At 63.3% G+C, this 18,419-nt stretch carries 18 protein-coding genes; 15 read left to right on the top strand and 3 right to left on the bottom strand.

From position 1 onward, the window contains the following. The first annotated feature begins 218 nt into the window (after positions 1–218). From urtA to AC57B1_RS12730, 6 genes are all read left to right on the top strand, one after another. Positions 219–1,517: an urea ABC transporter substrate-binding protein gene (gene urtA, locus AC57B1_RS12755; RefSeq protein WP_091796478.1), complete on the top strand. Its 1,299-nt coding sequence runs from the start codon at positions 219–221 to the stop codon at positions 1,515–1,517. Positions 1,518–1,718: 201 nt separating this feature from the next. Further along, positions 1,719–3,380, top strand: coding sequence for an urea ABC transporter permease subunit UrtB (urtB, locus tag AC57B1_RS12750; RefSeq protein ID WP_496417667.1), 1,662 nt, complete (start codon positions 1,719–1,721; stop codon positions 3,378–3,380). Between the two features lies 1 nt (position 3,381). Beyond that, on the top strand, positions 3,382–4,566 hold the full coding sequence (urtC, locus tag AC57B1_RS12745; protein WP_408186491.1) for an urea ABC transporter permease subunit UrtC: 1,185 nt from the start codon (positions 3,382–3,384) through the stop codon (positions 4,564–4,566). Beyond that, on the top strand, positions 4,563–5,426 hold the full coding sequence (gene urtD, locus AC57B1_RS12740) for an urea ABC transporter ATP-binding protein UrtD (protein ID WP_496417666.1): 864 nt from the start codon (positions 4,563–4,565) through the stop codon (positions 5,424–5,426). Before urtC ends, urtD begins: the two co-directional genes overlap by 4 nt. Positions 5,427–5,471: 45 nt before the next feature. Beyond that, the gene (gene urtE, locus AC57B1_RS12735) at positions 5,472–6,164 is read left to right on the top strand and encodes an urea ABC transporter ATP-binding subunit UrtE (protein WP_408186490.1); all 693 of its coding nucleotides are present in this window, start codon (positions 5,472–5,474) and stop codon (positions 6,162–6,164) included. A 116-nt stretch (positions 6,165–6,280) separates the two neighbouring features. Beyond that, positions 6,281–7,162: an urease accessory protein UreD gene (locus AC57B1_RS12730; RefSeq protein WP_496417665.1), complete on the top strand. Its 882-nt coding sequence runs from the start codon at positions 6,281–6,283 to the stop codon at positions 7,160–7,162. 354 nt (positions 7,163–7,516) lie between these two features. Here the strand turns inward: AC57B1_RS12730 and AC57B1_RS12725 are convergent, their stop codons facing one another. Beyond that, entirely contained in the window at positions 7,517–7,774 is a 258-nt protein-coding gene (locus AC57B1_RS12725) for a hypothetical protein (protein WP_496417664.1), read from the bottom strand. On the opposite strand from AC57B1_RS12725, the gene AC57B1_RS12720 reads away from it, so the two are divergent. The 9 genes from AC57B1_RS12720 to ureG all read left to right on the top strand — a co-directional run bounded on the left by AC57B1_RS12720 (position 7,775) and on the right by ureG (position 16,069). After that, positions 7,775–9,244 (top strand): hypothetical protein, encoded by a 1,470-nt coding sequence (locus tag AC57B1_RS12720; RefSeq protein WP_496417663.1) that lies wholly within the window; start codon positions 7,775–7,777, stop codon positions 9,242–9,244. Positions 9,245–9,327: 83 nt separating this feature from the next. Further along, positions 9,328–10,383, top strand: coding sequence for an acyltransferase family protein (locus AC57B1_RS12715; protein ID WP_496417662.1), 1,056 nt, complete (start codon positions 9,328–9,330; stop codon positions 10,381–10,383). Between the two features lie 258 nt (positions 10,384–10,641). Continuing rightward, the gene (locus AC57B1_RS12710; protein ID WP_408344712.1) at positions 10,642–11,445 is read left to right on the top strand and encodes a transporter substrate-binding domain-containing protein; all 804 of its coding nucleotides are present in this window, start codon (positions 10,642–10,644) and stop codon (positions 11,443–11,445) included. A 175-nt stretch (positions 11,446–11,620) separates the two neighbouring features. Next, positions 11,621–11,923 (top strand): urease subunit gamma, encoded by a 303-nt coding sequence (ureA, locus tag AC57B1_RS12705; RefSeq protein ID WP_011487082.1) that lies wholly within the window; start codon positions 11,621–11,623, stop codon positions 11,921–11,923. Positions 11,924–11,941: 18 nt separating this feature from the next. Beyond that, positions 11,942–12,247: an urease subunit beta gene (locus tag AC57B1_RS12700; RefSeq protein ID WP_496417661.1), complete on the top strand. Its 306-nt coding sequence runs from the start codon at positions 11,942–11,944 to the stop codon at positions 12,245–12,247. A gap of 55 nt (positions 12,248–12,302) precedes the next feature. Continuing rightward, positions 12,303–14,009, top strand: a complete 1,707-nt coding sequence (gene ureC, locus AC57B1_RS12695; protein WP_091796486.1) for an urease subunit alpha — start codon at positions 12,303–12,305, stop codon at positions 14,007–14,009. 2 nt (positions 14,010–14,011) lie between these two features. Next, on the top strand, positions 14,012–14,737 hold the full coding sequence (gene ureE / locus AC57B1_RS12690; protein ID WP_496417660.1) for an urease accessory protein UreE: 726 nt from the start codon (positions 14,012–14,014) through the stop codon (positions 14,735–14,737). Further along, positions 14,724–15,404, top strand: coding sequence for an urease accessory protein UreF (locus AC57B1_RS12685; protein WP_408345340.1), 681 nt, complete (start codon positions 14,724–14,726; stop codon positions 15,402–15,404). The genes ureE and AC57B1_RS12685 overlap by 14 nt, the downstream gene beginning before the upstream one ends. An 11-nt stretch (positions 15,405–15,415) precedes the next feature. Then, complete coding sequence (ureG, locus tag AC57B1_RS12680; protein WP_408299173.1) at positions 15,416–16,069, top strand: urease accessory protein UreG; 654 nt, start codon at positions 15,416–15,418, stop codon at positions 16,067–16,069. 36 nt (positions 16,070–16,105) lie between these two features. Here the strand turns inward: ureG and waaA are convergent, their stop codons facing one another. Both waaA and kdoO read right to left on the bottom strand, forming a co-directional pair. Then, positions 16,106–17,422: a lipid IV(A) 3-deoxy-D-manno-octulosonic acid transferase gene (waaA, locus tag AC57B1_RS12675; RefSeq protein WP_408479975.1), complete on the bottom strand. Its 1,317-nt coding sequence runs from the start codon at positions 17,420–17,422 to the stop codon at positions 16,106–16,108. A gap of 82 nt (positions 17,423–17,504) precedes the next feature. Further along, positions 17,505–18,389 carry a Kdo hydroxylase KdoO gene (gene kdoO / locus AC57B1_RS12670; protein ID WP_091796492.1) on the bottom strand — a complete coding sequence of 295 codons (885 nt, stop codon included), beginning with the start codon at positions 18,387–18,389 and terminating at the stop codon, positions 17,505–17,507. Positions 18,390–18,419 lie beyond the last annotated feature (30 nt).

The following is an 18,419-nucleotide window of genomic DNA, read 5'->3' as shown; positions in this document are numbered from 1 at the left end:
ACGAGGCGCATGGTTCGATCCTGCACCAATTTCGCGCCGCAATCCGCATGAACCGGCCAGCCGGTAGCCGCGATGCAGCATGCCATGCACGACCTTCGAGTCGAATTTACTGCATGGCATGTCGCTTGCAGTACACAAGCGGCAAGTCATGCGGGATAAGCCCTGCTGGCTGAAATCGACGCCCATAAACAGTCACCATCAATGGCAAGGGGATATACATGAAACGTCGCAGTCTGTTGAAGTTCGGCTCCATGTCGGGCGCGCTGGCGCTTGCTGGTCAGGTTCCGTTCGCCCATGCGCAGTCGGGTAGCGGCCCGATCAAGGTAGGTATCCTGCATTCGCTGTCGGGCACGATGGCGATCTCGGAGACTTCCCTCAAAGACACCGCGTTGATGACCATTGCGGACATCAACAAGAACGGCGGCGTAATGGGCCGTCAACTGGAGCCGGTGGTGGTCGACCCGGCGTCGAACTGGCCGCTCTTCGCCGAGAAAGCGCGTCAGCTGATCACGCAGGACAAGTGCGCCGTGGTGTTCGGCTGCTGGACCTCGGTGTCGCGTAAATCGGTGCTGCCGGTGTTCGAGGAACTGAACGGCCTGCTGTTCTATCCGGTGCAGTACGAAGGCGAAGAAATGTCGCGCAACGTGTTCTACACGGGCGCAGCGCCGAATCAGCAGGCGATTCCGGCGACCGAATACCTGATGAGCGCGGAAGGGGGCGGCGCCAAGCGCTTCTTCCTGCTGGGCACCGACTATGTGTACCCCCGCACGACCAACAAGATCCTGCGCGCGTTCCTCAAGTCGAAGGGCGTCCAGGAAGCCGACATTCAGGAGGTCTATACGCCGTTCGGCCATAGCGACTACCAGACCATCGTCGCGAACATCAAGACTTTCTCGCAAGGCGGCAAGACCGCGGTGATCTCGACCGTGAACGGCGACTCGAACGTGCCGTTCTATAAGGAACTCGGCAACCAGGGGCTGAAGGCGTCGGACGTGCCGGTGGTCGCCTTCTCGGTCGGCGAGGAAGAACTGCGCGGCATCGATACGAAGCCGCTGGTCGGCAACCTGGCGGCGTGGAACTACTTCATGTCGCTGCGCAATCCGGCCAACGAAAAGTTCAAGAAGCAATGGGCCGCATGGGTCGCGCAGAACAACCTGCCGGGCGGCACCAAGCGCGTGACCAATGACCCGATGGAAGCGACCTTCGTCGGCATCCATATGTGGAAGCAGGCAGTCGAGAAGGCCAAGAGCACCGAAGTCGACAAGGTGCGCGTGGCGATGGTCGGCCAGACGTTCGCCGCGCCTTCGGGCTTCACGCTCGAAATGGACGGCAATCACCACCTGCACAAGCCGGTGATGATCGGCGAAGTGCGCGCCGACGGCCAGTTCAACGTGGTGTGGCGGACCAAGACCGCGATTCGCGCGCAGCCGTGGAGCCCGTTCATTGCCGGCAATTCGAGCAAGCCGGACGTGGTCAGCTCGATCCCGGCGTTCCTGAAGCGCTCGCGCGTCGCCTGACCGGAAGGCGTGCCGTGACGGCGACGTCGGCCGGCATGGCACGCCGATGTAATCCCGCGACAGGCGCGCCGACCGCGCCTGCGTTCGTGCCGTGATCCGCCGTCCCGACGGCACGACTTTCGCGCGCGGCAATTCGAAGGTGAAGCTGCGGCGCTTGCCCACATGCCGCGCCGCTCCGCCGGTTTTTCTTCAAAGGCCACCATGGCGTTCTCATTTCTCAGGTCCACACGAACACTGGCGCAAAAACTGTCGCTGCGGCTCGCGCAGCGCGGCGTGACCGGTGTCGCGCTCGTGCTCCTCGCGGGCGCACCGCTGAGCGCTTTCGCGCTGACGCAAGCCGATGTGGCGCCGCTTGCCGGCGACGACTTCGACGCGAAATCCGCCGCCATCGACAAACTGATCGCCAATCACGACAAAGAGTCGATGGCGGTGCTCAAGGCGCTGTCCGACGACAGCGCGCTCGCCACCGATTCGGGCGCCGTGCTGCTGCAGGACGGCGACACCGCGAAGGACGCGGTCGCCGGCAAGACCGTCGCCGCGGGCGATGCCCAGCCGGTCACGCTGAACAATCTGCTGCGCTCGAAAGTGGCCGGCGCGCTGTCGGGCCTGCAACTCGATTCGCCGGACAAGGCGACACGTGAAGCCGCGATCACCGCGCTGCTGCAGAACCCGGATCCGTCGATCAAACCGCTCGTCGACGCGGCTCGCGCAAAGGAAACCGATCCCGCGCTGAAGAAGCGCCTCGACACTTTGTGGGCGATGACCGCGCTGCACGACGCCGACCCCGCAAGGCGCCTCGAAGCCGTGCAACTGGTCGCCGCGCGACACGACCTCGACATGAACGAGCTGCTGCGGCCGATCGTCGCGAAGAAGCCGGACGGCACCTTCGTGGAAGCCGACGACCGCGTGCGCGCCGCCGCGCAAAGCGGCATCGACGAACTCGACGCGATCCAGCGCCGCAGCCAGATCGCCGGCACGCTGTTCGCGGGCCTCTCGCTTGGCAGCGTGCTGCTGCTCGCCGCGCTGGGCCTTGCCATCACCTATGGGTTGATCGGCGTGATCAACATGGCGCACGGCGAATTCCTGATGATCGGCGCGTACGCGACCTATGTCGTGCAGAACCTCTTTCAGCGTTTCGCGCCCGGCGCGTTCGACTGGTATCCGCTGCTCGCCATTCCGGCCTCGTTCGTCGCCGCGGGGCTGGTGGGCATCGTGCTCGAACGGCTGGTGCTGAAGCATCTGTACGGCCGCCCGCTCGAAACGCTGCTGACCACCTTCGGCGTCAGCCTGATCCTGATTCAGGCGACGCGCATGCTGTTCGGCGCGCAGAACGTGCAGGTGGTCAACCCGGCGTGGATGAGCGGCGGCGTCACTGTGCTGCCCAATCTGATCCTGCCGTACAACCGGCTGGCGATTCTCGCGTTCTCGCTGATCGTGGTCGGCATCGCGTGGGCCGTGCTCACCAAGACGCGGCTCGGCCTGTTCGTGCGCGCCGTCACGCAGAACCGGCGCATGGCGGCCTGTGTCGGCGTGAAGACCGCGCGGGTCGATTCGTATGCGTTCGCGTTCGGCGCGGGCATCGCCGGTCTGGGCGGCTGTGCGCTCTCGCAGATCGGCAACGTCGGACCGGACCTCGGCCAAAGCTACATCATCGATTCGTTCATGGCGGTGGTGCTAGGTGGCGTCGGCCAGTTGGCCGGCACGGTGATCGGCGGCTTCGGCCTCGGACTCATCAGCAAGGCGATCGAACCGTTCTGGGGCGCGGTGCTCGCGAAGATCGCCGTGCTCGTGCTGATCGTATTGTTCATCCAGAAGCGTCCGCAGGGCATGTTCGCCCTCAAGGGCCGTAGCGCGGAGGCATGAGATGACATCTGCAACTTCATCGGCTCACGTCGGCGCAAGCGGCGGCGGCGCGCTCGCCGGACGCGAAGCGCAAGCGGGTTTCGCGCTCGGCCTGCCGCCGCGCCCCGCGCTGCTGTCACGGCGCGCGTGGCTTGCGCTGATCGCGTTGATCATCGTCTTCGGCCTCGGCGTGCCGTTCGCCACGCTGGTGGTGCCGGAGACGAGCGCGCTGCATCTGTCGGCGTACGCGATGACGATCACCGGCAAGTTCATGTGCTATGCGATCGCGGCGTTGGCGCTCGATCTCGTATGGGGCTACTGCGGCATTCTGAGCTTGGGGCACGCGCTGTTCTTCGCGCTCGGCGGCTACGCGATCGGTATGTATCTGATGCGCTCGATCGGCCACGAAGGCAAATACGGCAGCGACCTGCCCGACTTCATGGTGTTTCTCGACTGGCATCAGTTGCCCTGGTACTGGCAAGGCACGCAGCATCTCGGCTACGCGCTGCTGCTGGTGGTGCTGGTGCCGGCGGTGGTCGCGTGGGTGTTCGGCTTCTTCACGTTCCGCTCGCGGGTGAAGGGCGTGTATCTGTCGATCATCACGCAGGCCATGACCTTCGCCGCGATGCTGCTGTTCTATCGCAACGAGACGGGCTTCGGCGGCAATAACGGCTTTACCGACTTCAAGCGCATTGGCGGCTTTCCGATCACGCATCCGGGCACGCGCACCGCCCTGCTGCTGATCACGTTCGCCGTGCTGATCCTCGCGTTCCTCGGCGCGCGCGCCATCGTCACCTCGAAGCTCGGCCGCGTGGTAACCGCGGTGCGCGACGGTGAAACGCGCCTGATGTTCCTCGGCTATAGCCCGCTCGCCTACAAGCTCTTCGTATGGACCGTGTCCGCCGTGTTGTGCGGCATTGCCGGCGCGCTGTACGTGCCGCAGGTCGGCATCATCAACCCGGGCGAGATGTCGCCGGGCAACTCGATCGAAATGGCGATCTGGGTTGCCGTGGGCGGACGCGGCACGCTGATCGGCCCGATCATCGGCGCCTTCGCCGTGAATGGCGCAAAGAGCTTCTTCACCGCGAACTTCCCTGAATACTGGCTGTTCTTTCTCGGTCTGATTTTCGTGCTGGTCCCGCTGTTCCTGCCGAACGGCATCATGGGGCTGATCGAACTCGTGACGCGCAAAAGGAACCGCTCATGAACGAAAACCCGATGGTTCCTGATCTGGCGTTACCGGAAGATCCCGCTGAAACCTCGTTGAGCGGTGTGGCGAGCATGGGCCGCGCGGTCGTGCCCGGCGAGATCGACGTGTCGCACGGCACGATTTTGTATCTCGAAGACGTGACCGTGAGCTTCGACGGTTTTCGTGCATTGAACGCGTTGACGCTGACGATCGACGCCGGCGAATTGCGCTGCATCATCGGTCCGAACGGCGCCGGCAAAACGACCATGATGGACGTCATTACCGGCAAGACGGAGCCGGATTCCGGCAAGGTGTTTCTCGGTCAGTCGATCGATCTGACGCGCATGAACGAGCCGTCCATCGCGCGTGCGGGCATTGGCCGGAAATTTCAGAAGCCCACGGTGTTCGAACAGCATCCCGTGTGGGAAAACCTCGAACTGGCGATGAAGGCCGACAAGGGCTGGTGGGCCTCGCTACGCGCGCGGCTCGACCGCGAGGCACAGACGCGCATTGAAGAGACGCTGGCGTTGATCGGCCTCGAAAGCGAGGCGCGGCGTCTTGCCGGCGAACTGTCGCACGGCCAGAAGCAACGGCTCGAAATCGGCATGCTGCTGATGCAGCAACCGGCGCTGCTCCTGCTCGACGAGCCGGCCGCCGGCATGACCGACGACGAAACCATGCAGTTAGCCGAATTGCTCAATCATCTGCGCGGCACCTGTTCGATGATGGTCGTCGAACACGATATGGAGTTCGTGGCGGCGCTATCAGGCTCGACCGGCAAGGTGACGGTGATGGCCGAGGGGCGTGTGCTCGCTCACGGCACGCTCGACGAAGTGAAGCGCGACGAGACGGTCATCGAGTCTTATCTGGGCCGGTGAAGCGGGTCTCTCAAACGGGACGGTGAAACAAAGGGTCGAACGGACATGCTAGAAGTAGAAAACCTGAACCAGTACTACGGCGGCAGCCACATCCTGCGCGATGTGAAGCTCACCGTGCCCGACGGCAAACTCACTGTCCTGCTCGGCCGCAACGGCGTGGGCAAAACCACGCTGCTGCGCTGCCTGATGGGCGTCGTGCAGACGAAAAGCGGCTCGATCGCCTGGCGCGGCGCGCCGATCACCAAACTGCCGACCTACTCGCGCGTGGAAAAAGGCCTCGCTTATGTGCCGCAAGGCCGCGATATCTTTCCGCGGCTGACCGTCGAGGAAAATCTGCTGGTGGGCGCCGCCAGCAAGAAGGCGCCCAAGAAGATCCCGGATCGTATCTACGAACTGTTCCCGGTGTTAAAGGATATGCGCAGCCGGCGCGGCGGCGATCTCTCCGGCGGGCAGCAGCAACAGCTCGCCATTGGCCGCGCGTTGATGAGCGATCCCCAACTGTTGATTCTCGACGAGCCCACCGAGGGCATTCAGCCTTCGATCATTCAGGATATCGGCCGCACGCTGCGTCAACTGGTCGAGGAAATGGGCATGACGGTGCTGCTCGTCGAGCAGTATTACGACTTCGCCAAAGAGATCGCGGACCGGTATTGGGTGATGAGCCGCGGCGAGATCATCGCGGGCGGAGAAGGCGCCAATATGGATGCCGATGGCGTGCGCACGCTGATCGCCGTGTGAGCGGCGTCACGCACCGCGCGTGCTATTCTCGACGCATCCTGTGGCAGCGCGGTTGAGCGCTGTCTGACGTGCGCAGGCACGCTTTGCTATTCTCCGTCTGGTCGCATTTCATTCGCATGTCGCTTCACGAAAATCACGCTACCCTCGCTACCGCGCAAGCCGGCGCGCATTCGCAATGGCGCGCGCGCCTTGAACTTGGTTTTGTCAGGGATGGCGAGCGGACTACGCTCAAGCATCGGCTGCACGATGGGCCTTTGCGGGTTCAAAGGCCGCTCTATCCGGAAGGATATGGCGTTTGTCATGCGGTGATCGTGCATCCGCCTGGTGGGATCGCGGGCGGCGATCAGCTGGCTATCGATGTTGCGGTTGGCGACGCAGCGCATGCCGTCATTACCACGCCTGGGGCGACCAAGTGGTACAAGTCCAATGGGCGTGAAGCGCAACAGCGTATCGATGTGCGTGTCGGCGCGCGGGCGAAGCTCGATTGGCTGCCGCAAAACAATATCGTGTTCGATCAGGCTAATGCGAAGCTGGATTTTTCGTTGACGCTCGGTGAGGGTGCCACGGCTTTGGGATGGGATGCAACTCAACTCGGAAGGCAGGCTGCCGGTGAGCGGTGGTCGGAGGGGAGCTTGCGTTCGCTGTCGCGGATCGTTGGCGCTAGCGGCGAATTGCTTTGGCTCGAGCGGGCCAGCCTCTCGGCGAATGACTCGCTGCGCGACGCGGCTCAGGGGCTCGCCGGATTTCCTGCTTATGGAACGCTTTGGGCGGTCGGCGAGGCTTGCGATGATGCGCTCGCTGAAGCTTTGACCGCTCAGTTGTCGTTTAGTGGCTCACTTAGAGGTGCGGCTTCTTGTGTGACCTCAGGGGTGGTGATCGTGCGCGCTGTCTCGCGGTCTATGGAGACGCTGCAGCGGGCTTTGACTCAGTGCTGGCTTCAGTTGCGGCCGGTTGTGCATGGGGTTGGGGCTGTGCCTTTGCGGATTTGGGCGACTTGAATTTGGTGGGTTGTTTGGTTTTTGGGCCTTTCTTGCTTTCTTCGTGGTCTATTAGCGTTGCCCCTGTGCGGGGCGGCACTCACTTTCTTTGCTTGCCGCAAAGAAAGTAAGCAAAGAAAGCGGCTTTGAACCGCCAGCTTATAAGCGGGCCCCTCGCGCAGCCACGGTAGTGGTGCATCTGGAATCTGGGTTCTCGCACATTCCCCGTCTGTGACACAGCAGTCATTCTTCCGGCGGCGCTGCGCGCGCCGTCGCGGTCGTATTTGGTTGAGTCCGTTTCTTTCATCGGGGCTCCTCTGCTGTCCATTCGGGCTCCTAGGTGCGTGGTCGCACAGAGCGCATGAGGCAATCCTCCTACAATCGTTCGCGCAGTTGAACGCTAAGGATGAACCCATGCGTGTCGTATTCCTCGTCCTGGTAACAATCGTATGCTGCGCCTGTTCGCAGCAGGATAGTCGCGTCGCCATTTCTGCTGAAAATCCCGGCATCGAAAACGCTCTGCACGCGTGGAGAGACAAGTTCGACCCGCTGTGGCGATATAAGCGCGCAACATGCGGCGCCGGAACCGCCGCGCTCGCGGATATGAAAGGTCTGCTTCAACAGCTTTTGCATGTGTCGACTGCCACGGCCTGCGAGCGTTTGACGGCGCTGCCCGAAACCTACCATGTGCAAGTCGACGGCTCTCAGGCGAGCGTGGTGATCCAGAACGCCGATGGGCGCCCAGGCCGTCAGGTCCATTTCATTCTCTCGTCTTCTGCCGGCGGCTGGGTAGTCCAGAAAGTGTTAGCCGCAAGCGCGCAGGCCACAACGACTATCTTCGACACAACGCAGTCCGGCTCCGGCGATGGTCGCATCGAGCCCGCTTATTCGACATGGATTCCGCACGGCGCAGCACCTTGGGACATCACACACGTCATTACCTACGGCCAATCGCTCAGCCAGGGCTTTTTTAACAAGCCCGTTTTGTCCATCCATCAGCGTTATTCGTCACTGCGCTTCATTGGCGGCGTGCGCGCTCAAGACGGCGTCCAGGACGGAGGCGTCGAGGTTGCGTACAGGCAGTTCGTGCCGCTCATCGAGACTCAATGGGGTGACAAAGCCGAGACGCCCACCAGCGGGACGCTGAATATGGCCACGCAGTTGATCGAACAGGAGAACCTGCAAGATCACGCAAAGCTTCCCTACCAGTTCGTTGGGTCGGCACCAGGTGAAGGCTCCATGGACATTGCGACGCTGTCGGCACCAGGACGCTATTACACACGGCTCTTGCGCGACATCGCTCAGGGAAAACGGCTTGCGGACGCCCAAGGCAAGACGTACGGCGTCGGCGCAATCACATGGACGCAAGGGGAAGCCGATGATTCCAGCCAGACATCCATTCCAACTTATGTCGCAAAGCTCAGGACTCTGCGGGCCGACGTCGATCGGAACGCCAAGGCACTGACCGGCCAGAAGCAGGACGTCGAGATGATCACCTATCAAGTGGCCACGAATCGCCGTTTCGATCAGCAGTACCCGCATATCGCGCTCGCCCTCCTCGCGGCCAGCCACGAAGATCCGCACATCCATCTGGCGGTGCCAATGTATCTCTTTCGCTACGTGGACGGAGGACACACGGACAATCGCAGCACCGAATGGATGGGCGCCTACTACGGCCTGGTCCTGAAGCGGATTCTGATCGACCGCGAGACGTGGAAACCCCTCGAGCCGCTGACCTGGCAACGCGAGGGCACCACGGCCACGCTGCGCTTCAATGTCCCCGCGCCGCCACTCAGGTGGGACACGACGCAAGTCGCCGGCAATTCGGACTACGGTTTCGCACTGCGCCTGCCTTCGGGTAACTTGCTGCCGATCCGTTCGGTATCCATCACCGGACACGACGAGGTACGAATTACCGCCCAATCACCGATCCCCGCCGGTACGCACGTGGAGTACGCCTTCAATGGTGTCGGCGTCGCGGGCAGCCGGTACGGCCCGCGTGGCAATCTGCGAGATTCACAGGGCGACGCGATCCGGTTTAACGACGGCCGCGAATCGATGCGTCTGGACAACTGGTGCGTGATCTTCGACGTGCAGCTTTAGCACGCCCCGAAGAACCGCCCGCATTGCGCGCAAATATGAATCCGATCGAGCAAATGGTGAGAGACGAGCGCATCAGAGGCGGCATGGCAATTTCCATCACTGCGATCGTGTGCGCCGATGCCATTCGCAGAGTCGGCGATGCCGGTTTTCTGCAGGATGGGCATGTAGCCCGCCTCCTGAAGGTCGTTCAGTACGCCGCGAGCACGCTTGGATACCCGACGCTCTTCTTCCTGCTCGGCCTGGGTACGGTTGCGTGTTTGCAGCACTCACGCGGCCGGTTCCTGAAATCAGTTGCCCTGACCGTTCTCTATCCCTATCTGCTTTGGTCGATAGTGCAGACGGGCGTGCAGTGGTTCGTGGCTCAATCTCGAGGGTACGCGCTCCAGCAGATCGAATTGACTCGTCTGGCATGGGCGCCCGTCGGCCAATTCTGGTTTCTCTACGCGCTTTTCGTCTGCCAGATCGTGACGTGCCTCACCGTATGGCCACGGTCCGGCACATCCCGGCACGCCTTGACAGTGGCGAATCGCTGTCTGATTTCCGCACTGATCGTTGTCGGCGCGATAGTCGCCACGCGCAGTCACTGGGGCATCGTCACGATGACGTGTTGGGGCCTTGTGTTCTTTCTGTCCGGCGTGCTGTTCGGCTCCCGATGGAACCGGCATGGCAAGCGCACGCCCGGCCTTCTCGTCGCGCCGGCAACGGCAATTGCCTTTGCAGCCGCTGCTATCGTAGGACAAGGCTTTGGCGACTACATGAACCCATACTCGCTGCCAGCGAGTTTCCTGGGTATCGCCGCGGCCATTTCGGTAGGAGGATGCCTCGGACTATGGCGCAGCTCGCGCTGGATCGTCTCGCTCGGCTCGTCGTGGAAGCCGGTCTATCTGCTGCATGTGCTGGCAATCGCCTCGACCTGGAATGCGTTGCTGGCGCTCGGCATCAGTCAGCCGGTTGTCCACGTTGTGCTCGGTATTGCGACCGGTCTCACAGTGCCGGTAGCGATGTATCTAGTGACGCGACGCCTGGGAATCGCCGCCTGGGCAGGCTTCGGGGAGCCGGCGGCGGCACCGGGCGAGGACGCGCAGTTTTCGGGGCTCGCGGCGCAGAGTCCAGGCAAGGCGGTGAAGTCGCGTGCGTGACTTGCGTCATCGGGATAGTCGTCGCAGCATCGAGCATGTGCAGCGCGTGATCATTGCGCTCGCCGCCTTTCACCTTCGTAAGACGAGATTTGCACCATTTTGGCGCGTCGCGCCGCTTCAATTACGTGCGCCCGTTATTCCGTCGGCCGCCAGCCTATGCTGCACCGCCATGGCACATACCTTGCATCAAAATCCCCCACGATGCTGCCGCGCCCTGACGGCAGCCGACCGGCTCGTTGCCACCTCCGCTCACAGAACATGACACGATCGACTCTCCGCCCTGCACGTCGCGCCTGGCTCGCCGCATTGTTGCTCTCGCCCGTCCTCGCCATCCATGCGCCCGCCGCTCACGCGGACACCCTCGATAACATTGCCAAGGCCGGCGTGCTGAAAGTCGCCGTGCCGGAAGACTATCCGCCGTTCGGTTCGGTCGGCGCGGACATGAAGCCGCAAGGCTACGATATCGACACCGCCGCCCTGCTCGCGAAGTCGATGAACGTGAAGCTCGAACTCGTGCCGGTCAATAGCGCCAACCGTATTCCGTACCTGCAAACAGGCAAGGTCGATCTGGTGATCTCGTCGCTCGGCAAGACGCCGGATCGCGAGAAAGTGATCGATTTTTCGACGGCCTATGCGCCGTACTACCAGGGCGTGTTCGGTCCCGCCGACATCAAGGTCAGCGGCCCCGCCGACCTGACCGGCAAAACGGTCGGCGCAACCCGCGGTGCGCTGGAAGAGATCGGTCTCACGCAAATGGCGCCGAACGCGACCATCAAGCGCTTCGAGGACAACAACGCGACCATCGCCGCGTTCCTCTCGGGCCAGGTGCAGTTGATCGCCGCGGGCAACATCGTCGCGGCCGCGATCCTCGCGAAGAATCCGCCGCGACGCCCGGAACCGAAGTTCGTCATCAAGAATTCGCCGTGCTTCGTCGGCATGAACAAGAACGAGCCGCGCCTGCAGCAAAAAGTGAACGCGGCCATCGCACAGGCGAAGCAGGACGGCACGCTCAACACGATGTCGAAGAAGTGGTTCAGCGCGCCGCTGCCGGCCGATCTGTAAGCGTGCCGTTAGGCGAAATTGATACCGTGACCGGCTTATCCGGCATTGCACTCGTCATGGACGCATCCCGTGCGTCGCACCTGATCGCGGCCATGACGCGCAGCGCCTATCATTGTCGCAGCCGGTCCCGACCAGGACCGCCGCCACAACCGTTGCAACCCTACGCACACATTCGATGAAGCTGACACCTCGCGAGAAGGACAAGCTGCTGATCTTCACCGCCGCGCTGCTTGCCGAACGGCGCCGCGCACGCGGCCTCAAACTGAACTACCCGGAAGCGATCGCCTTCATCACCGCCGCGCTGATGGAAGCGGCGCGCGACGGCAAGACCGTCGCCGAAGTGATGCACTACGGCACCACGCTGCTCACCCGTGACGACGTCATGGAAGGCGTGCCCGAGATGATCCCCGACATCCAGGTCGAAGCCACGTTCCCCGACGGCACCAAGCTCGTCACCGTTCACCACCCGATTCCTTAAACACGCAAGGCAGCCCAGATGATTCCCGGCGAATTCCTCATCGACGACGGCGAACACGAGCTCAACGCGGGCCGCGCGACCGTCACGGTGGTCGTGTCCAATACCGGCGACCGTCCGGTGCAGATCGGCTCCCACTATCACTTTTACGAAGTGAACGAGGCACTCGCGTTCGATCGCGAGACTGCGCGCGGCTTTCGCCTGAACATCGCGGCGGGCACCGCCGTGCGCTTCGAGCCCGGTCAGGAGCGCACCGTCGAACTGGTCGAACTGGCGGGCGATCGCGTCGTCTTCGGCTTCAACGGCAAGGTGATGGGCAAGCTGTGATGCGCCACGCGCGCTCCTTCGCCTGAACCGCCCTGCTCATTTCCGGACCCACACCATGACATTACGCATTGGCCGCCGCGCATACGCGGAAATGTTCGGCCCCACCACCGGCGACCGCGTGCGCCTCGCCGACACCGAATTGCTGATCGAAGTCGAGCGCGACTTCACCACCTACGGCGAAGAAGTGAAATTCGGCGGCGGCAAAGTGATTCGCGACGGCATGGGCCAGTCGCAACGCGTGCATGCCGACGTGGTCGATACCGTCGTGACGAATGCGGTGATTCTCGATCACTGGGGCATCGTCAAGGCCGACATCGGCATCAAGAACGGCCGCATCGCCGCGATCGGCAAAGCGGGCAATCCCGACATCCAGCCGAACGTGACGATCGCGATCGGCGCCTCCACCGAAGTGATCGCGGGCGAAGGCCTGATCGTGACGGCGGGCGGCATCGATACGCACATTCACTTCATCAGCCCGCAGCAGATCGAAGAAGCGCTTGCGAGCGGCGTGACCACGATGCTCGGCGGCGGCACGGGTCCGGCCACGGGTACGAACGCGACCACCTGCACGCCGGGTCCGTGGCATCTCGAACGCATGCTGCAAGCGGCCGACGGTTATCCGATGAACCTCGGCTTTCTCGGCAAAGGCAACGTGAGCCAGCCGCAACCGGCGCTCGAACAGATCGCCGCGGGCGCGATCGGCCTGAAGCTGCATGAAGACTGGGGCACGACGCCTGCCGCGATCGACAACTGCCTCTCCGTTGCGGACGACACCGACACGCAGGTCGCGATTCACACGGATACGCTGAACGAAGCCGGTTTCGTCGAAGCGACCGTGGCCGCGTTCAAGGGCCGCACGATCCACACGTATCACACGGAAGGCGCGGGCGGCGGCCACGCACCGGACATCATCAAGGTATGCGGCGAAGCGAACGTGCTGCCCTCCTCGACCAATCCGACGCGACCCTACACCGTCAATACGCTCGAAGAGCATCTCGACATGCTGATGGTGTGCCACCACCTGGATCCGTCGATTGCGGAAGACATCGCCTTTGCGGAGTCGCGCATTCGCCGCGAGACCATCGCGGCCGAAGACATCCTGCACGATCTCGGCGCGCTGTCGATGCTGTCGTCGGATTCGCAGGCCATGGGCCGGGTGGGCGAAGTGATCATCCGCACGTGGCAGACCGCGCACAAGATGAAAGTGCAACGCGGCGCGCTGCCCGAAGACAACGCGCGGCACGACAACTTCCGCGCCAAGCGCTACGTCGCCAAGTACACGATCAACCCGGCGATCACGCACGGCATCGCGCATGAAGTCGGCTCGATCGAGCCGGGTAAATGGGCCGACCTGGTGTTCTGGGAGCCGGCGTTTTTCGGCATCAAGCCGTCGCTGATTCTCAAGGGCGGCATGATCGCGATGGCGCAGATGGGCGACCCGAACGCGTCGATCCCCACACCGCAGCCGGTGCACTATCGCGAGATGTTCGCGACGCGCGGCGGCGCATTGGGCCGCACGTCGCTCACCTTCGTCTCGCAGATGGCCGCGGACGCCGGCGTCGCCGAACGCTATGGTCTGAACAAGCGTATCGTTGCGGTCAAGAACTGCCGCAACATTTCGAAGGCAGACATGATCCACAACGCGTGGCGTCCGGCGATCAGCGTCGATCCGGAAACCTATCAGGTGATCGCCGACGGTCAGTTGCTGACCTGCGAACCGGCCACCGTGCTGCCGATGGCGCAACGCTACTTCCTGTTCTGACCATGCGTACCATCGACAAACTGATTGCGCCGCATCTGAAGCTCGCTCCCGTGCTGGTGAAGCGCGCGCCGACCTTGACGCTGGCGTTCGACGACCGGCGCAAGAGCCGGCTCGCGGCCACGCTCGACAGCGGCGAAGAAGTCGCGCTGGTGTTGCCGCGCGGCACCGTGCTGCGCGACGGCGACGTGCTGATCGCCGACGACGGCGGCCTCGTGCGCGTCGTCGCTGCACCTGAAACGGTCCTCTACGTGCGCGCGAAAGATGCGCTGACTTTGACTCGGGCCGCCTATCACCTCGGCAATCGCCACACGCCGGTGGAAGTCGGCGCGGACTATCTGAAGCTCGAATACGATCCGGTGCTGGCCGATATGCTCAAGCGCATCGGCGCAACGGTCGATCAGGTTTCGATGCCATTCCAGCCGGAATCCGGCGCGTATGGCGGCGGCCATAAACACGGTCACGACGAGACCTTTGCCGAAGACTATGCGCTCGCGCAGCAGGTGTTCGGCGAGCATCATGGGCATGGGCATGGGCATGGGCATGAGCATTCGCATGACCATGACCATGACCATGAACATGAACATGGGCATAGTCACGCGGCGCATGAGCATTCGCATGCGCACGATCACGGCCATGACCATGCGCACGATCATGACCACGATCACGGCGATCACGTTCACGACGAATCGTGCGGCCACGGACATCACCATCATCATGCGCATCGCTGAACTGACGGCGCTGCTGCATCTGGCGTCACCGGCGTTGCCGATCGGCGCATTCAGCTACTCGCAGGGTCTCGAAGCCGCCATCGAAGCGCAGTTGATTACCGATGCGGATTCCGCCCGCGAGTGGATCGCCAGCGGCTTGACCGACGTGCTCGCGCACGGCGAACTGCCGTTCCTCGCGCACCAGATGGAGCGCTGGCGCACGCATGACGCGGAAGGCTTGCGCGTTGCCAACAGCGAATTCCTCGCAAGCCGTGAATCCGCGGAATTGCGCCGCGAAACGGAACAGATGGGCTGGTCGTTGCGGCAGTTGTGCGCGTCGCTCGAATGGGGCGACGCTGACCGGCGCGCGACGCTCGCCTCGATGACACCGCTCGCCCAACCTACCGCGTTCGCTTTCGCCGCTTACGCGCACGACGCAGCCGTCGACGCCGCCCTCGCCGCCTACGCCTTCAGCTGGGTCGAAAACCAGGCGGCCGCCGCATTGAAAGCCGTGCCGCTGGGACAGCTCGCCGGTCAACGCATCATCGTCGCGCTGCGCGAGCCAATCGACGCCGCGGTGACGCGCGCTCTCGCCACATCGCCCGAGAACATCAACACCTTCGCGCCGCAGCTCGGCATTCTGTCGGCGCGCCACGAGTCGCAGTATTCACGGCTCTTTCGCTCATAACACGATCCATCATGAACGCACCTCATCATCCCGCCCACTCGTCCGTCCGCACGAAGAAACTGCCGCCGCTGCGCGTGGGCGTCGGCGGTCCGGTCGGCTCGGGCAAGACCACGCTGCTCGAAATGCTCTGCAAGGCGATGCGCGAACAGTACGACCTCGTCGCCATCACCAACGACATCTATACGAAAGAAGACCAGCGTCTGCTGACCGTGGCCGGCGCGTTGCCCGCTGAGCGGATCATGGGCGTCGAGACCGGCGGCTGTCCGCATACGGCGATTCGCGAAGACGCTTCGATCAATCTTGAAGCTGTCGACCGTATGCTGACGCGCTTTCCCGATGCGGATATCGTGTTTATCGAATCGGGCGGCGACAACCTCGCGGCGACGTTCAGTCCGGAACTGTCGGACCTGACGATCTATGTGATCGACGTGGCGGGCGGCGAGAAGATTCCGCGCAAAGGCGGCCCCGGCATTACCAAGTCCGATCTGCTCGTGATCAACAAGACGGACCTCGCGCCGATGGTCGGCGCGAATCTCGAAGTAATGGCCTCGGACGCGAAGAAGATGCGCGGCGAGCGGCCCTTCGTGATGACCAATCTGAAGGCGCTCGACGGGTTGGATGAGGTGGTGAAGTTTATCGAGAAGAAGGGGTTGTTGAAGGTTTGAGGCGCGAGCGCAAGCAAGGTTTTTGCGCCACCTTCCTCACTCCACTTCCGGCAACAACGCCATCAACACATCCACGGTTCGCGCGGTCGCGCCGCGATGGCGCGCGGCGAACGCCGAGGCCGCGCCGCCCATGGCCAGCCTCCGGGCCTTATCGCCGAACAGCTCGCGCAATGCCCGCGCCAGATCGGCCGGATCCTGCACCTGTACAGCCGCGCCCGCCGCCACGGCATCGGCGGTGGCCTGCGTGAAGTTGAACACGTGCGGCCCAATCAGCACCGGCACGCCGACCGCGCACGCCTCGATCAGATTCTGCCCGCCCAACGGCAACAAACTGCCGCCGATGAACGCCAGATCCGAAGCGGCATAGTAAGCGCCCAATTCGCCCATCGAATCGCCGAGCAGCACGTTGACGCCCGCGGGCAAAGCCGCCACCCCGCCGCTCGCATGTGCCGCCGACGCCACCTTCGCATCCGGCGCCCACGCCGAACGCCGTTCGAGCCGCAGCCCGGCCTTCTCGACCAGCCCCGCGACTTCGTTGAAACGTTGCGGATGACGCGGCACGAGAATCAGCAGCGCCTCTTTCATACCGAGCGCCGCGAACGCTTGCAGCACCAGTTCCTCTTCACCCTCGCGCGTGCTGGCCGCGACCCACACCGGACGCGCGCCGATCGCCGCACGCCACGCATGCCCGCGCGCCGCCAACTCCGGCGGCGTGGTCATGTCGAATTTCAGATTGCCGAGCACCGCTGCATTGCGCGCGCCGAGCGCGGTCAGCCGCTCGGCATCCGACGGACTTTGCGCCAGCACGCGTGCAAAGCCGCCGAACACGTCTTTGGTCGCATTGCCGAACTTGGCCGCGCGCTTGTACGAGCGCGCCGACATTCGCGCGTTGGTCAGCACCAATGGCACGTCCGCGCGACGGCATTCGTCGATCAGCGTGGGCCACACTTCGGTTTCCATTACCAGACCGAGCGACGGCCGCCACGTCCGCAAAAACCGCCGCACCGCGTGCGGCATGTCGTACGGCAGATAGCTGCGCAAAACACGGTCGCCGAAAATCTGCTCGCCGGTGGCGCGCCCGCTCGGCGTCATATGGGTCAACAGAATGCGGGCGTCGGGACGCGCCTTCATCAGCGCGTCGATCAGCGGTTGCGCGGCGCGCGTCTCGCCCACCGACACCGCGTGCACCCAGATCAACGGCGCGTTGTCCTCAGGCAGCCGGCCGCGCGAATAGCCGAAACGCTCGCCGATATGCTCGCGATAGCCACGTTCCTTGCGCGAGCGGATCAACAGACGCAACACGGCCAGCGGCGCGATGATCCACCAGAGTGCTTGATAGATCGCCCTCAGCATTGGCGCTCCGCCAGTCTGAAAGCGCGAGCCGGCGCGCTGAGCAAACCCGGCGATCGGAAAACCCGCAACTGGACCGCGGCGCTCAAACCAGCGCCCTGCCCTTGAGGCGTTCGAGAATCCCGAGCGGCGCGCATTCGGGCTGCGCCATTGCCTTGACCGGCAGGAAGAAGGTCTGCTCCAGCATGAACTGGCCGGACATCACCGCGTGTGAAGTCTGATCCGAGAAACACACCCAGACGCTGCCGGGCGGAAACGGCATGGTCTCCTGCGGGCTCGACTTCTGATACTCGAGATCGGCTTTCATGCCGTCGTGCAGATTCAGCATCAGATGGTCGTACTCGCTGCGCGGCGATTTGGTCACGTGCAGCAGGTTCAGCAGCCATGCCGAGCCCGGCATCTGCGGTTTGATGCGCGGCAGGAAGCGTTTGGCCATGTCCTCGAATGGTTCGCCGACTCGCCACACGCGCGGCGCGCCATGCGGATTGACGTTGGTGAACACGCGCAAAATGCGCTCGCCATAGTTCGGCCGCGACGGGAAGGCGTCTACATGCAGACGGCTGTCGTCTTTGCGCCATGAGGTCTCGCGCGTTTCCACCTGATGCAGCCGCAGGCTGGTCGGCGCCACCCGCAGTCTGCCGTTGTATTCGGGAAAAAGCCCGTCGACCAGCGTGCGCGCGTTGGCCTGATAACGCGCGATCAACGCGCGCACCGCCGATTGCGTAACGGCGTCGCCGGCCACGCCGTGCAACGCGCCGCCATTCGGTTCGAGGCTGATGTTCTTGCGGTTCGGGTCGGCAAGCGCGGGGTCGAGCAGCGCCTGTTCACCGCCTTCGATCGCGAAGCGCAGATTCGGGAAATACAGCACTTTGCCGCGTTCGACGCCGGCGAGCAGCGTCTCGCGCGGCACGGACAGATTGCGTCCGTGCCAGTCGGCGTTCGCTACTTCGATGATCTGGGTTTCGTTCATGGTCGCCCTTGAAAACGGTTGGAGCGCAAG

Source organism: Paraburkholderia sp. BGA-UO-ETr-F21, assembly GCF_059567925.1.
Note: the sequence above shows the minus strand (reverse complement) of the source record. Positions and strands in the feature narration are given on the sequence as shown.